This is a genomic window from Phaeodactylibacter xiamenensis, assembly GCF_000759025.1.
GTDB classification, from domain to species: Bacteria; Bacteroidota; Bacteroidia; order Chitinophagales; family Saprospiraceae; genus Phaeodactylibacter; species Phaeodactylibacter xiamenensis.
In genome coordinates this window covers 150,382-163,852 of sequence record NZ_JPOS01000012.1, presented here as the reverse complement: position 1 = coordinate 163,852, position 13,471 = coordinate 150,382, and the positions used below count along the sequence as shown (strand labels likewise).

At 50.9% G+C, this 13,471-nt stretch carries 13 protein-coding genes; 8 read left to right on the top strand and 5 right to left on the bottom strand.

The window, feature by feature from the left end; translation table 11 throughout:
* The first annotated feature begins 20 nt into the window (after positions 1 to 20).
* Complete coding sequence (locus IX84_RS33895) at positions 21 to 1,373, top strand: mechanosensitive ion channel family protein (protein ID WP_202965203.1); 1,353 nt, start codon at positions 21 to 23, stop codon at positions 1,371 to 1,373.
* Here the strand turns inward: IX84_RS33895 and IX84_RS04280 are convergent.
* Together IX84_RS04280 and IX84_RS04275 are read right to left on the bottom strand one after the other, a co-directional pair.
* Complete coding sequence (locus tag IX84_RS04280; protein ID WP_044216834.1) at positions 1,370 to 2,527, bottom strand: glycosyltransferase family 4 protein; 1,158 nt, start codon at positions 2,525 to 2,527, stop codon at positions 1,370 to 1,372. The two genes, IX84_RS33895 and IX84_RS04280, sit on opposite strands and share 4 nt — an antisense overlap.
* A gap of 190 nt (positions 2,528 to 2,717) precedes the next feature.
* The gene (locus IX84_RS04275; RefSeq protein WP_044216832.1) at positions 2,718 to 3,044 is read right to left on the bottom strand and encodes a HesB/IscA family protein; all 327 of its coding nucleotides are present in this window, start codon (positions 3,042 to 3,044) and stop codon (positions 2,718 to 2,720) included.
* Positions 3,045 to 3,246: 202 nt separating this feature from the next.
* Between IX84_RS04275 and IX84_RS04270 the strand changes: the two genes are divergently transcribed.
* Positions 3,247 to 3,882 carry a thymidine kinase gene (locus IX84_RS04270; RefSeq protein ID WP_044216831.1) on the top strand — a complete coding sequence of 212 codons (636 nt, stop codon included), beginning with the start codon at positions 3,247 to 3,249 and terminating at the stop codon, positions 3,880 to 3,882.
* A 60-nt stretch (positions 3,883 to 3,942) separates the two neighbouring features.
* On the opposite strand, the gene IX84_RS04265 is transcribed toward IX84_RS04270, so the two are convergent.
* Positions 3,943 to 4,614: a hypothetical protein gene (locus IX84_RS04265; RefSeq protein ID WP_044216830.1), complete on the bottom strand. Its 672-nt coding sequence runs from the start codon at positions 4,612 to 4,614 to the stop codon at positions 3,943 to 3,945.
* Between the two features lie 248 nt (positions 4,615 to 4,862).
* Here IX84_RS04265 and IX84_RS04260 point away from each other — a divergent pair, with 248 nt between their 5' ends.
* From IX84_RS04260 to IX84_RS04235, 6 genes are all read left to right on the top strand, one after another.
* Positions 4,863 to 7,238, top strand: a complete 2,376-nt coding sequence (locus IX84_RS04260; protein ID WP_152604910.1) for a TonB-dependent receptor — start codon at positions 4,863 to 4,865, stop codon at positions 7,236 to 7,238.
* Between the two features lie 8 nt (positions 7,239 to 7,246).
* Complete coding sequence (locus tag IX84_RS04255) at positions 7,247 to 8,074, top strand: DUF4249 family protein (RefSeq protein WP_044216828.1); 828 nt, start codon at positions 7,247 to 7,249, stop codon at positions 8,072 to 8,074.
* A gap of 169 nt (positions 8,075 to 8,243) precedes the next feature.
* On the top strand, positions 8,244 to 9,140 hold the full coding sequence (locus tag IX84_RS04250; protein ID WP_044216827.1) for an ABC transporter ATP-binding protein: 897 nt from the start codon (positions 8,244 to 8,246) through the stop codon (positions 9,138 to 9,140).
* Positions 9,141 to 9,159: 19 nt separating this feature from the next.
* Complete coding sequence (locus IX84_RS04245; RefSeq protein ID WP_044216826.1) at positions 9,160 to 10,485, top strand: ABC transporter permease; 1,326 nt, start codon at positions 9,160 to 9,162, stop codon at positions 10,483 to 10,485.
* A gap of 1 nt (position 10,486) precedes the next feature.
* Positions 10,487 to 11,146, top strand: a complete 660-nt coding sequence (locus IX84_RS04240) for a hypothetical protein (RefSeq protein WP_044216825.1) — start codon at positions 10,487 to 10,489, stop codon at positions 11,144 to 11,146.
* Positions 11,139 to 11,801, top strand: coding sequence for an endonuclease V (locus tag IX84_RS04235; RefSeq protein WP_052515754.1), 663 nt, complete (start codon positions 11,139 to 11,141; stop codon positions 11,799 to 11,801). Before IX84_RS04240 ends, IX84_RS04235 begins: the two co-directional genes overlap by 8 nt.
* Here IX84_RS04235 and IX84_RS04230 read toward each other — a convergent pair.
* Both IX84_RS04230 and IX84_RS04225 read right to left on the bottom strand, forming a co-directional pair.
* Entirely contained in the window at positions 11,798 to 12,781 is a 984-nt protein-coding gene (locus IX84_RS04230; protein WP_052515753.1) for a hypothetical protein, read from the bottom strand. The genes IX84_RS04235 and IX84_RS04230 overlap by 4 nt on opposite strands.
* A gap of 101 nt (positions 12,782 to 12,882) precedes the next feature.
* Entirely contained in the window at positions 12,883 to 13,431 is a 549-nt protein-coding gene (locus tag IX84_RS04225; RefSeq protein WP_044216824.1) for an acyloxyacyl hydrolase, read from the bottom strand.
* Positions 13,432 to 13,471: the final 40 nt, after the last annotated feature.

The following is a 13,471-nucleotide window of genomic DNA, read 5'->3' as shown; positions in this document are numbered from 1 at the left end:
TTTCCGTCAAGATCAGGGCTATGCAGGAGATATTTGATCAGATCATACTGGAGTACAATGGATGGGCGCTGCGCCTGGGGCAGGTGGTGCTGGGTACCAGTATTCTGATTGTGCTTGCTTTCCTGTACTGGCTGGTCGCCCGCCGGCTTTTTCCAAAAATTGCCGCTCACCTAGAGCTGCCACAGGAGGAACGCCGCAAAGCCCGCCGGATTTTAGGCACCTTACTGGTCCTGATGGCAGCGGTCGCGCTAATTGCGGTGCTGCAACTCGACCGGCAGCTGGTGGAGACTACCAATGAGAATGCACCCAACCTGTTCATCTCCACTTTCGTTCAGGCGATGCTGATCTGGCAGTTTGCCCGCCTGCTGGACTTCGTCATTTCGCGCCTGCTGGTTACCAATTATTATCGTAACCGAAGGGAAGACCCCGTGGAGTTGGACCGCTATCAGACGGACTCCAAAAATAAGACGAATCGTACGGTACAATATGCCGTTTACATCCTGGCGTTGCTCTTTATTGTACAGGCTTTCGAAATAGATTGGGTGTTTTACACTTATAAACCCGCTGGTGCGGAGGACGGGCAAACCCGGAATTTCTCAGTCTCCAATCTTCTGAATGCGGCGTTCATTATTGTGCTGGCGCGTTTGTTCAGTTGGATGATCATTCAGCTTATCCTCAGTCAGTACTACCGGAGCAAGCAAATCAATGTGGGCTCGCAGTATGCCTTCAATCAGCTGTTGCAATACTTCGTTTATATCATTGCCGGGCTGATGGCGCTGGAGGCACTTGGCTTTACGCTTACCCTGATTTGGGGCGGTGCAGCGGCGCTACTGGTGGGCGTGGGGCTTGGCCTTCAGGAAACGTTCAAGGATTTGTTCTCTGGTGTGATCCTGTTGTTCGAGCGCCGGGCAGAGGTCGGTGATGTAGTGGAAGTGGACGGCCTTATCGGTACGGTAAAACGGATTGGCGTGCGGACCTCGCTGGTAGAGACCCGTGATAACATCGTTGTGATTGTCCCCAACTCCCGCCTGATTGTTCAGCATTTTGTCAACTGGAGCCACAACGACAACAAGGCCCGCTTTTACATCAAGGTGGGGGTGGCCTACGGGTCAGACACGGAGCTGGTTAAGCAGTTGCTACTGGATATTGCGCGGAGCAATGCGGAAGTCATCCGCCACCCGGCACCTTTTGTGCGTTTTGTGGATTTTGGAGACTCTTCCCTCGACTTTGAGCTCCACTTCTGGTCGCACGAGTTCATCCGAATCGAGGATGTCAAGAGTGATATGCGTTTTAAGGTTGACCACGCTTTCCGGGAAAATGGTGTCACCATTCCATTCCCACAACGCGATGTTTGGATGAAGGGAGGGGGTTAGGTAATTTGTTCCGGCGTCAGGTATTCTTCTCCGATCAACTCTTCGTAAAGGTCGATCATTTTTTCGGAAAGGGGCTCGCCCAGGAATTGTTGGGCATGTTCAAAGCCGTCATGGATGAGCCGGGCCTGGTATTCGGTATCGGTAAGCACTTTTCGGATACCCTCGGCAATAGCTTCGGGTTGTGTGGGGTCTGTCAGATGTGCTCCGGGGCCGCCTGCTTCGGGCAGGGAGGCGGTATCAGACGTCAAAACCGGGACTTTACTGAACAGCGCTTCGAGAATAGGAATACCGAAGCCCTCATAAAGCGAAGGATAGACAAAAAGAGAGGCACTTTGGTAGACTGCCGGGAGGTCGTTAAAGCGGACATCTGCAAAGTGGATATGATCGCTGAGTTGCAGTTGCTTGGCCAAACGAAGGATTTGCTGCTTATGCCTGGCACCTCTGCCCACAACTACAAGTGGAAGCCGTTCTGTTGCAGGCATTATGGATAATGCTTTGATGACCCCGGATAAATTCTTGCGTGGTATGATGGCACCCACCGATAAAATATATTCTTTAGGTAACTGGTACCGCTGCCTTACCGCTTCCAGGGTTTTATTTGACCGTTCCTGCATATAGCGCTCGTGGCAGGACTGGTAAATAACCGATACCTTCTCCGGTGGCACCTCATAAAAGTGCAGCAGGTCCTGCCGGGTATTTTCGCTAATAGCTACGATGTGGTCTGCCTCCCGGCAAGCGTACTTAAGTCTGAAGTCAAGCGCCAGCCGGCGCGAAAAAGTATACTGCTTAGGGAATCGTTTGAAAATCAGGTCATGCACCGTGACCACACTTTTAATTCCCGTTTTGGATAAGCCAAAGGGCAGAGACTGATTAAGACCGTGAAAGAGCTGTATGCGTTGCCGCTTCAGGTCACGTTTGATGCCAAAATTTTGCCATAGCAGCGGGAACCCTTTTCGGCGGGGCATGTGGGTATTGTACAAGGCACTGTTGAGGAAGAACTGGGTCTCTTCGTTACGGGTCAGGCGCGGCGTATACAGGAAATAGGCATTGTCCGGATAGTATTCCGCGAGATTGGAGAGGAGCGTACGGCTGTAGTTGCCGGGCCCGGTAAAATTATTGTACAACTGCCTTGCGTCATATCCGATGCGTAGCATAGGCGGTCAGGCTTTTGTAATCAGAGACCTGAGCAGTAGGATAAACCAATGCCTGGAGCAACAAGAGGGAGGGTGGTCAGATTGCATGGAAAAAAGATTGGTTAAAAAAGGCATTCAGACATCTCCTGAACAGTGAAACTCCAACGACTTTTTTTGTCGTTGAAGTTTCTGATGAGTGTGGGGATGCTATCTATACAGCAAAGCTCTCTCCGCAGGCACAGGTGCGGGAGGCATTCGGGTTGTTGAATACAAAGCCCTCCCCATTGAGCCCGCCGGAAAACTCCAGCGTGGTGTTACAAAGGTAAATGAAGCTGCGCAGGTCGGTGACGACTTTCTCGCCGTTGTCTTCAAAGACCTGATCATCGGCTTTAGCCTCATTGGAAAACTCCAGTTGATAGGTTAGCCCGGAACAGCCCCCGCTCGTGACCCATACCCGGACAAAGTAATCGGCTCCGTAATTCTTGGCTTTACGAATCTCTGCAATCTGGCTTTTTGCGCTTTCTGCAACTTTTATCATGGCGGACCAATATTTATCATTTAGACACACCGGCTATTCCACCGGAAGATCAAAGTTAGTAACATTAGCAGAGCCAGTCAAGTTCACACCTTTGCAGCAGCGCACTTTTCCATAAGATGGGGCAGAAAAATCAGGCCCATGCTCCGGATTATTTTTTAATCCCTTCCCGGTGCCGTAACTTTAGGCGTTCAACCCTGAGCCTATGTTTTTAGAACCGCATTTTAAGGGACAGCGCAGCGGATGGATAGAAATCATCTGTGGGTCCATGTTTTCCGGTAAGACCGAGGAGTTGATCCGCCGCCTGAAGCGCGCCAAAATTGCCAATCAGCGGGTGGAAATCTTCAAGCCCAAGGTAGATACGCGCTACGATGAGGCCAAAGTGGTGTCCCACGATGCCAACTACATCCTCTCCACGCCCATCGAGCACTCCCGCCGCCTGCTGGAGCTGACGGAGGGTGTGAATGTCATCGGCGTAGACGAGGCACAGTTCTTTGATGAAGACCTGCCGGAGGTCTGTCAGATGCTGGCCTTGCGCGGGCTGCGCGTCATTGTGGCGGGGTTGGATATGGACTTTCGGGGCAAGCCCTTCGGCCCGATGCCCAATCTGCTGGCCGTGGCGGAGTACATCACGAAAGTGCACGCCATCTGTCAGCACTGCGGGAACCTGGCCACCCATTCTTACCGCCTTTCGGCAGATGACCACACCGTCGTGCTGGGCGAAAAGGATACCTATGAGGCCCGCTGCCGCACCTGCTACCACATGGGCAATATCCTGGACCTGAAGACGGAACAGCCGGCAAACGAAGCGCAACAGGAGGGGAAGGTGCGGCGGATGTAGGGCTTTGAAAAAAATAAAAGCTTCGATGATGCCAGGCACTTAGTACGGGAGGCACCCAGCTCACAACGACAAAGGCAAAAAGAGTTGTAAATCGAAATAATCCACAAACAAAGAATCTGCTCTGCCATTGGAATAAACGAATCCGGAGTACTGAAAATTTAATTCGCCTACCCTTTCTCCGTAAACCCTGCAATCAATGTTCTCAGGGATGCGAAGGATTGATTCCGAATCAGAATCGGCATCAGTGTTTGTAGTACGCTCTGTATAGAAAAAGCTATTGGAGTAACTTACATCCTCATCCCTTATCGAAAATTGCAAATGATATTTCCGCGAGGAGTGGCCTTGAATGATATCAGTGACAGCATTGTAAAGCGAAAGGTCTGTCTCTTCAAATCGATTCCAGTAAACGTAGAACGCATAGCTGAGCACTTTTGGTTGGTTAACGATATTAAGCGGGCTTAATATTACCTCGTAAACTACTGTGGAGTCACCGTAAAGCTTGTAGGTTGAAATACTCCTTGTGCTGACATCGGTACAAAAGTCATATCCTATATCTTCATCGCTGTAGGTTGATAAAGCCCCTTCCAGACTTAAAGAATAATTGGAGCTCAGCCATGTTGTATCAGGAAGCGCTTCACCTTCGTCATCATTAATGCCTTGATCTTTTACACAACTTGTCGATAGAAGAAGCATAAAACATATTCCAATAGTAATCGTGTCTCTGTTCATCATTTGGTTTTCTGGTAATGTCTAAGATCAAACAAGTTTAATCTTTAGTTTGGTTTCACGTTTTAGGCGAAACGGGTTCATTTTATAACGAGCTATCGCCATTACACAAGACGATTCAATAAGATTGGGCTATTCTAAGCCTTCAGTATTAGTGTTAATACTGATCGTATCTGAGCTAAACTTTGTGGGGGTACCGTTACATAAAAAGCCTGTCTCGCCGACCGGGCTCTTAACAATAAAGCTGGTTTCTCGTGAAAGGTAAATGCTATACGCTTCTCTTTCTGGTGGCATCCGTTACGGTATCTGCGCAACAAAGGATGCTCAATATTCACGGCTCCATTAAATCTGCAAACTCCCAAGAGCCTGTCATCGGAGCGGTCATACAGGATACATTGAGCAAAGCATACAGTATTTCTGACGAGTACGGCTTTTTTACTTTGAGCCTGCCCGGCGTATATGGTTGCTTACATACGCAGTACATCGGTTATGAGCCCCAAGTGATCTGTGGAGTCTTCGAAGAAGGGAAGGCTTTGCACATTGAGCTGAGCACTTCGAATTTCCTGCCTCAGGTGGAAGTGTCTTCTTATTCTAATCACGGCGTGCCGAAACTTGGCAGGGTCTCATTGCCCATTTCAACGCTTCAGTTATTGCCCCAGCTTGGTGGCGAAGCTGATTTGCTCAAGACGATTACGCTGCTGCCGGGCATTGCGCAGGGCGTAGAGGGCACTACCGGCTTGTTGGTACGCGGGGGCAGCCCTGATCAGAATCTGGTTTTGATGGATGGGGCTCCGGTGTACAACCTCAGTCATTTCGGGACTTATTTATCTGTTTTCAACACTGATGCGATTAAGCACTTTGATGTCTACAAGGCAAGCTGGCCGGCAAAGTATGGGGGGCGGTTATCTGGTCTGGTTGATATCCGGACGCGCGAGGGTAATCTAAAGCATTGGGAGGGGAAGGCGACTATTAGCCCCTTACTGGGCCGCTTCCTGGTAGAAGGGCCGCTCAAAACGGATAAGACCAGCTTCCTGCTTTCGGCCCGCTCCTCCTGGCTGGGCGTCTTGTTTAACGCATTTTCGGGCCAGGATTTCAAACAGCGTTACCTCATGTACGACCTAAACGTAAAGCTTACCCACCAGATAAATGATAACCACAGGGTTTACTTAAGCTACTATAGTAGTCTGGATGACAGTCAGGTGGAAGAAGTCCTTACGGGTGGTAGCCTGGGCAATCAGGAACGAATCAGATCTGAAGAAGCAATTGGCGTGAAATGGGGCAATCAAACGGCATCATTGAGGTACGCCGCCTTTCTAAGCGATCGTTGGTCACTGCAGAGTATCATTTACTATACCCGGTATCGCTTTTCAGGTTATCAGCGGGAGATGAATCTCTTTGCGAATGGTTTGACGACAGCATCTTTCAATGCCAATGCCTCATCCAATCAGGATTTTGGGATACGGGCCTTCGCCAAATACACCCACCGGAATCTAAGTTTTATGTTGGGCACCGAGCAGGTTATTCAGCGGTTCACCCCACAGAGTACTTTTCAGAGCGAAGGTCGGTCTGCCACGCTCCTGTTGAGTGATGCCCGGGCTTTTCAGCAGAACTATTTTTCAGACATGAACATCCGGCTGGGCAATGCTACGGATATTCGGTTGGGCATTCGGCAGGTGGTGCATCAGGCTTCAGATACCACTTTTTTATCGCTGGAGCCCCGATTAGAATTTGAAAGCCGCGTGGGCAAAGGATTATGGGCGAGCCTAAGCGCCAATTACGGGCAGCAATTTATGCATTTGATTACGGGGGGTAATGCCGGGCAAGCTAATGAAATCTGGTTGGGAGCCACCGCTTCGGCTCCCCCGCAACAGGGCGCACAGGTGGCAATGGGGATTAGGTGGTTGGATCCCAGCGCGCGTTATGAGGTAGCATTGGAAGCCTTTCACCGGCGCATGTCAGGCCTTACGGAATTAAAAGCGGTAGGCAACAGTGGGTTGGAGGATGTGTACAGCTGGGAAGAGCTCCTGGAGTTTAATGGAGAAGGACGGGTAGATGGGCTGGAATTATTGCTACGAAAGCAGGAAGGCCCGCTTACCGGCTGGCTGTCTTACACCTGGTCGAAGAGTCAGCGGCAGTTCGACCGGATCAATCAGGGGGAATGGTTCCCTTTTCGTTTTGACAGGCGTCATGATTGCTCCGTAGTGCTCTTGTATGCGGTGTCCGAAAAATGGCAATTTTCAGCCACCTGGAGCTATCAAACGGGTAGTCATATCACTTTGCCCACCGCCAAAATACCCAATACGAATATTGCATTTGAGGATATTTTTTTCCCCGGTGGCGCCCGTATCAACGATCAGCGCAATAATGTCACCCTGCCTTCTTACCACCGGCTTGATCTCGGATGCACCTACCGCTGGCAGAAAAGGGAAGAAGGCCCTACCCATGACCTGAGCCTGAGTATCTATAATGCCTACAATCGCATCAACCCCTATTTCATCCGCATAGAGTCAACGCCCCGCTTCAGCCGGGATGGGCAATACCTGGGAGAGGATCAGCCAGAGGTTGTCATTGTCGGGCTGTTCCCTTTTATTCCTTCACTTAGTTACAGCCGGACGTTCGACTGGAAATAGCTTAGTATATGAAACTCAACAAAATACTTCTTGGCCCACTACTACTACTTACTGCCTGTGAATTGACGCGGCCATACGATGAGGGGATTTTCCCTTCGGCTCCGCCCGTTTTGGTCTGTTTTGCGCGCATTGAGAATGACCGGCCTGTATCTGCCTACCTTTTTCCTACTGTGCAGGCATTGGATACCTCTGCGGCTAATTTTATTTCAGATGCGGTAGTGGAACTTTACAAAGACGGCGGCTTTCTGGAAGAGCTTCAGTTTGAAGAAGATCAATATGTCTCTGCACCAGCTACACTGGGCGCCCCGGGAAGCCAGTATCAGCTAAAGGTGCGCCATAACGATTACCCCGATCTGGTGTCGGAAGTGGTATTGTTACCCCCGCCGGTTGATGTCTTTGATTATACGGTCAACTATAATGAGCCAGCTTCTCAATACAACATATCTTTATCCTTCAGTCATACGGGGCAGGATGCAGCCTCCTACGGTGTTTTTGCCGACTTGTATGCTGATGGGCAACTGGTCAGAGACAGAGTGCGTACTGCACTCAGCGGTAGCGAGCCTTTTATTGAAAACGACACGGTCCGGTTTAACCTAATTGTTCCCTCCCAAGTTACCCGATTTGAGGATTTTGTCCCGGTGGATACCTTTAGCATTGACAGTGCAGCGGTATTTATCCGGGTCATCTCTGAGGAGTACAATGCTTATCGGGCATCGGTGCCAGATGACGAGATCGGAGGGTTTTTCCCGCCAAAGGATGACCTGTTTACCAATTTTGAGGGCGGGTACGGGGTGTTGTTTACGGTTAGTACTAAACGAATTGAAGTGAAATTTTAAGAAAACTTATGTAAACAGGAAGTAGTTTTGACTTTAACTTAGTGTAGCATCTCCTTCAAGGTGCTTTGTATTTCAACCACCCATTCATCCAAAAATCCCAATCCCTAACCGAATTTCTTGCGTCCCCCGCAGAAATGGGCTTATCTTCCCTGCCACAACCTATTGAACCGTGAGCAGACCTATACTTGATATTCAGAATATTGTGAAGACCTACGAAAAGCACGTCGCTGTCAATGACGTGAGTTTCGAGGTGCCTGCCGGGAGTATTTTTGGGCTCCTGGGACCGAATGGGGCGGGGAAGACTTCCCTTATCCGCATCATCACCACCATAACCCGGGCCGATGAGGGCGTGGTGTACCTGGATGGAGAAAAGCTCAACAGCCGCCACCCCGAAGAAATTGGCTATATGCCCGAGGAGCGGGGGCTTTACCGCAAAATGAAGGTGGGCGAGCACCTGACCTACCTGGCCCGCCTCAAAGGCTTATCCGCTAAAGATGCCAAAACCAAGATCAGCGCCTGGATGGAAAAATTTGGCATTGAGGACTGGTGGGACAAAAAGGTGGAAGAGCTGTCCAAAGGCATGCAGCAGAAGATTCAGTTTATTGCGACCGTCGTCCACGAGCCTAAGCTGCTGATCCTGGACGAGCCCTTTTCCGGGCTGGACCCCGTCAATACCAATTTGATCAAGGACGAAATCCACAGCTTGCGCGGGAAGGGCATGAGCATCATATTCTCCACCCACCGCATGGAGCAGGTCGAGGAAATTTGCGAGCACATCGTACTGATCAACAAAGGCGAGAATGTGCTGGAGGGCAAAGTCAGCGCCGTTAAAGACCGCTTCAAGCAAAACCTGTTTGAACTGGAGTACGAGGGCGAGCTGCCGGAGGGCCTGCTGGAGCGGGCTAAAGTTATTGATCAACAGCCCGGGCGGCTCACCGTACAAGTGGCAGAAACGGCTGAGTCCAATACCCTCCTCCGTGCGATGCTCGACCGGGGCGTTTTTGTGAAGGGCTTTCAGGAAATCCTGCCTACGCTCAATGAAATCTTCATCCGTCAGGTCAACTAATTAACCCTAAACAACGATCATGGATAAGCTTTGGCTCATCATAAAGCGGGAATACCTCACACGGGTGACCCGCCGCTCCTTCATCCTGGCTACCTTGCTGACCCCGCTGGCCTTTGGCTTGTTTTTCGTAGTGGCGGGGCTCATCTTTCAGTACGAAAGCGACGATTCCCGGCGCATTGCCATTATTGATGAAGGCAATATCTTTGACCAGTCTATCAAAGATGAAGAGAATTTGTACTTCAAATTTGTGGACACGGACCTGGAAACCCTCCGCCAAAATTTTGATGACTTCGACTACGATGGCATTCTTGTCGTGCCCAGGGTCAAAGATGTGATGGCTACCCGCCACACTATTTACTACTATGCCGACAAGCAGCCCTCCCTGGATATAGATGCGCTGATCCGGGACCGGGTGCGGGGACAGATGCGCGATTACAAAATTGAAGCCCTGCAGCTCGACCCTCAGCAACTGGAAGCAATCGATACCCGCATCGAGCTGGAGCCGGAGCCCATTGATGACGAAAGCGCGGATGCCAGTAAGCTCACCGGAGCTATTGCCGCCGGCATTGGAGGCATCATGGGCATCATCATGTACATCGTGGTCTTTATCTATGGTATGATGGTCATGCGCTCGGTGATGGAAGAAAAGACCAGCCGTATTGTAGAGGTCATGATTTCCAGCGTCCGCCCCTTTCAGTTGATGTTGGGCAAAATTGTAGGCGTTGGCGCGGTAGGGCTGACGCAGGTCGCCATATGGGCTATCCTGATCCCGATTATCATACTGGTGAGCAGCCTGCTCTTTGGCATTGATTCCAGTGCGCAAATGGAGATGGCACAACAGCAGCCCGGCGCTGCCAATTTCAACCCGGAGGACACAGAAGCTATGGTCGCCCTTGCCATTGAGGAGTTTAAAAGCCTCAACTGGTGGCTCATCCTGCCGATGTTTATTTTCTTCTTCCTGGGCGGGTACTTTTTGTACTCTTCCATGTTCGCTGCCGTGGGCTCAGCCATGGGCGATGATCTGGGCGAAGGGCAGTCCCTGACTATTCCGATTACCATTCCGGTGATCCTGGCATTTTACATTATGATTGTGGCTATACAGGCCCCCAATTCGAGTTTGGCCGTATGGTCGTCTATATTCCCGCTCTTTTCACCCATTGTGATGCCGGCCCGGCTGGCCTTCTCGCCTCCGGTCTGGGAGGTGGTGCTGTCGGTCGTCCTGCTGGCCGCCACAGCGATCTTTTTTGTCTGGTTGTCCGGGCGGATCTACCGGGTAGGTATTCTCATGTACGGTAAGAAAGTGACGCTTAAGGAACTGGGCAAATGGATCTTTTACAAGGACTGATATGAATACATTTTACACCTGGCCCAAGGCCGTACAATGGATTCTGGCGTTACTGCTTTTTGCTGCCGGCGCTTACCTTACCGGGAAAGTCATCATGTATGGCACAGAGCACTGGCTCTTTTACATTCCGCTGCTCTTGCTCATTGTCCCGGCGATACAATTTGCCTTCACGCCTTTCTTCAGGCTCATCGGGCTGTACCGCTATCTGTCGCCTATGCTATTGGTATATGCACCCAATGAAAAGGTTTGGGGACTGCACAACGGCACCTCTTTCGACTACCTTTTTGTGCTGCGGGGCACGCCCGCCGGTGCACCCTTGCGCCGCCGCATCCTGGCTTATTATCTGGAAGGGCTGCTCCATCTGACAGACTTGGTGGAAAAAGGAGAGGTCTCAGAGGAAACCCTGATCAAAGGCAGTTCCTACTTTTTCAGCGAGCGGACCGCGAAACGGCTGGGATTTGAACTGGTGGAAATCCCTCCCTACGAAAAGTACAACCTTTACTTCAACTTTTTGGATTTATTGTGGAAGTACTCAGCCGCTTACAAAACCCTGCGCTTTCCCAACCTGAAAGAGGCTAAGACGGCTCAAGTTACTGCGGGTGCTTTGCTCCGCAACCGCCCTCAACTGGAACGCCTGCACAATTACTTAAAAAATGGATAAACAAGCTCTGCGGGAACGTCAACTGGACTTGGCGCAACAAGTGCGCATTCCGCAATCTTCGCGGCAGGACTTGGCGCTAAATCCCGGTGATTGGGTTTTTACTACAGACGTGCAGTATCAAGGGGATATTGGTGCAGTAGCCGTGGATGTCTTGCGCTGGCCCAAGGAGCCCGTTGGTACGGTAATCAAAACTTACGAGGTGACGGTTCCTTACGCGCCGGGCTTTTTTGCCTTTCGGGAGGGACCGTTGCTGATCAATGCCCTGGAGGATATCGCCCGGGAATTCAACCGCTACCCTAAAGTGATCATAACCGACGGGCATGGGACCAACCATCCCCGGCAGTTCGGGCTGGCCTGCTGGCTGGGCGTAACTACCGGCTACCCGGTAATTGGGCTAGCTAAGGATACGCTGCTTCCCTACACAGGCGAACTGCCGCCGGAACAGGGCGCTGCGTTGCCTGTTCTTCTAGATGAAAAAGTAGTGGGGCATGCTTTGCGCACCCGAAAAAACGTCAAGCCGGTATTCGTCAGTGCCGGGCATAAAGTTAGTCAGGGCATTGCGCTGGAAACCGTAAAGCAGCTGATGGGGCAATACCGCAACATCGAGCCCATGCGCCGCGCCGATCAGGCGGCCCGGCAGGCATTCCGGGGTTAATCCTCCGCTTTTCCAGGGAATACTTCCATATCCAACCGCTGCCGCTCGGGCATATCTTCACGGCTATTTAATTTCCAGTAGGGCGATAAAATAGTATTCGTCCGCCGGGCCAGCGTGGTACGGGGTTGCCGGTCAAATGCGGAAGGATAGGTGTCTTTCCAGCCCTCAATAATGTAGGGTGATTCAGCCTGGTAAACGATGGACAACGTTCGCTTCAGTTGCGGATATTCCAGCGTATATACCTTGAGGTTGCTTCCTTCAAAATCGGTACCGCTGTAATCGCCGTGAGTGGCGTTGGCGGTATAGGCTTTAAAAGGTAAATGGCGCAAGCGGATCACGGTTGTTGCCGGAATGACATCAATCTGCCCGGTCGGCAATCCTTCCGGATGAATCCGGATGCGGTTGAACAGCTCGTCTTCCAGCATTGCGTAGCCCACCTTCTTGTCCTGGTCCGCCTCATTTTCAAAGTAGGAATGCAGTTGCATGCGGTACTGCTCTTCTTCGTAATTGAGCTGCATGTAAGCGTGCCCGCACCAATCCTGTGCCGTGGTGGAAACCTTCAGCGTCTGGGGGTAATCCTTCACTTTAGTGGGTGTGAAGACAGAGGTCATAATGCTGTAGTCATAAATGCCGGTGGGGAATTTGCGCAGCAGGTTTGTCTTTAGTACCGGTGTGCTGTTGGGGTTGCTGTAATTATCATTTTTGACCTGCTTGTCGGTCAGGAAATCCTCCGTTACAAAAATAGCAACGGCTTCTCCCGGGTGTACATCTTGATAGCGGTTTTGCTCCAAATCATACCGGCTGATTTCAGCCTTGCCCTGATACCAGTAATCGCTCAAACCCGGGTCTTGGTCAGCAAAAGTAAAGGCAGCTGTTTGGACGGGCGTGGCGTTGGATGTAGCTCTATCCGGTGCCTCCTGACCTGTATTACATCCAAAAAGCACGAAGCTCAAACTGCAAATTATGGTAAGGAATCTCATCAGTGAAGGGTTTTTTATTGTGCAAGTGCTCGCTACGAAAGCAGAACGTTGTTATAACAACAAAAGATCTCCTATGTTTTAGTTCCTCAAATGCGAAAGGGCTAAATCTGTTGCCGAATGCCAATAATGACAAAGAGATTATCCAGGCCCAGATTCGGGTATTTGAAGCCGGCATTGGAGATGTGCCGAAAACGGGTGCGCAGATTGATGCCCCAGTCTCTGGCAGGTGGGAGATAAGAAAAGCCCAGTTCAAAATTATCAGAAAAGATAAAGCCCGGCGCCTGGCTTTCTGTATTGAGGGTGATGTAATGCGGTCCGGCTCCAATGGCCGCCCCCAAAAGCCACCGCTCCGAAAGCTGCGCCTGATACCGGAAGCCCATATTCAGGCCGGTTTCGTAAACGGCGCCCGGTTCTATGGGAGTATCAGCATAGACAAACTGCCCCTCTGCATAAACCGATACCGGACCTATGAGCCAGAGTGAGGTTTCCGCCAGTAAAGTGAAAGGTTGATAAGCATATCCTTCCCGCAGGTCTTCCTGAATGACACTGACGCCAAGGTTGAGCCCGGTGTAGTGCTGCCGGTTGGCTTGTTGGGCCATGCCCAGTGCCGGGAGAAAAAGAAGAAACATCCAAAATTGAAGTCGGGCCATGGTCCTGCTGTTTGTGCAGCAAAGGTAAGGGAGAATTCCT

Bases quoted from the DNA above. Each gene is read 5' to 3' on its own strand.
- IX84_RS04235 (WP_052515754.1), top strand. From the start codon at position 11,139: ATGGATAAACAAGCTCTGCGGGAACGTCAACTGGACTTGGCGCAACAA.
- IX84_RS04255 (WP_044216828.1), top strand. From the start codon at position 7,247: ATGAAACTCAACAAAATACTTCTTGGCCCACTACTACTACTTACTGCC.
- IX84_RS04225 (WP_044216824.1), bottom strand. From the start codon at position 13,431: ATGGCCCGACTTCAATTTTGGATGTTTCTTCTTTTTCTCCCGGCACTG.
- IX84_RS04280 (WP_044216834.1), bottom strand. From the start codon at position 2,527: ATGCTACGCATCGGATATGACGCAAGGCAGTTGTACAATAATTTTACC.
- IX84_RS33895 (WP_202965203.1), top strand. From the start codon at position 21: ATGCAGGAGATATTTGATCAGATCATACTGGAGTACAATGGATGGGCG.
- IX84_RS04265 (WP_044216830.1), bottom strand. From the start codon at position 4,614: ATGATGAACAGAGACACGATTACTATTGGAATATGTTTTATGCTTCTT.
- IX84_RS04240 (WP_044216825.1), top strand. From the start codon at position 10,487: ATGAATACATTTTACACCTGGCCCAAGGCCGTACAATGGATTCTGGCG.
- IX84_RS04275 (WP_044216832.1), bottom strand. From the start codon at position 3,044: ATGATAAAAGTTGCAGAAAGCGCAAAAAGCCAGATTGCAGAGATTCGT.
- IX84_RS04245 (WP_044216826.1), top strand. From the start codon at position 9,160: ATGGATAAGCTTTGGCTCATCATAAAGCGGGAATACCTCACACGGGTG.
- IX84_RS04270 (WP_044216831.1), top strand. From the start codon at position 3,247: ATGTTTTTAGAACCGCATTTTAAGGGACAGCGCAGCGGATGGATAGAA.
- IX84_RS04230 (WP_052515753.1), bottom strand. From the start codon at position 12,781: ATGAGATTCCTTACCATAATTTGCAGTTTGAGCTTCGTGCTTTTTGGA.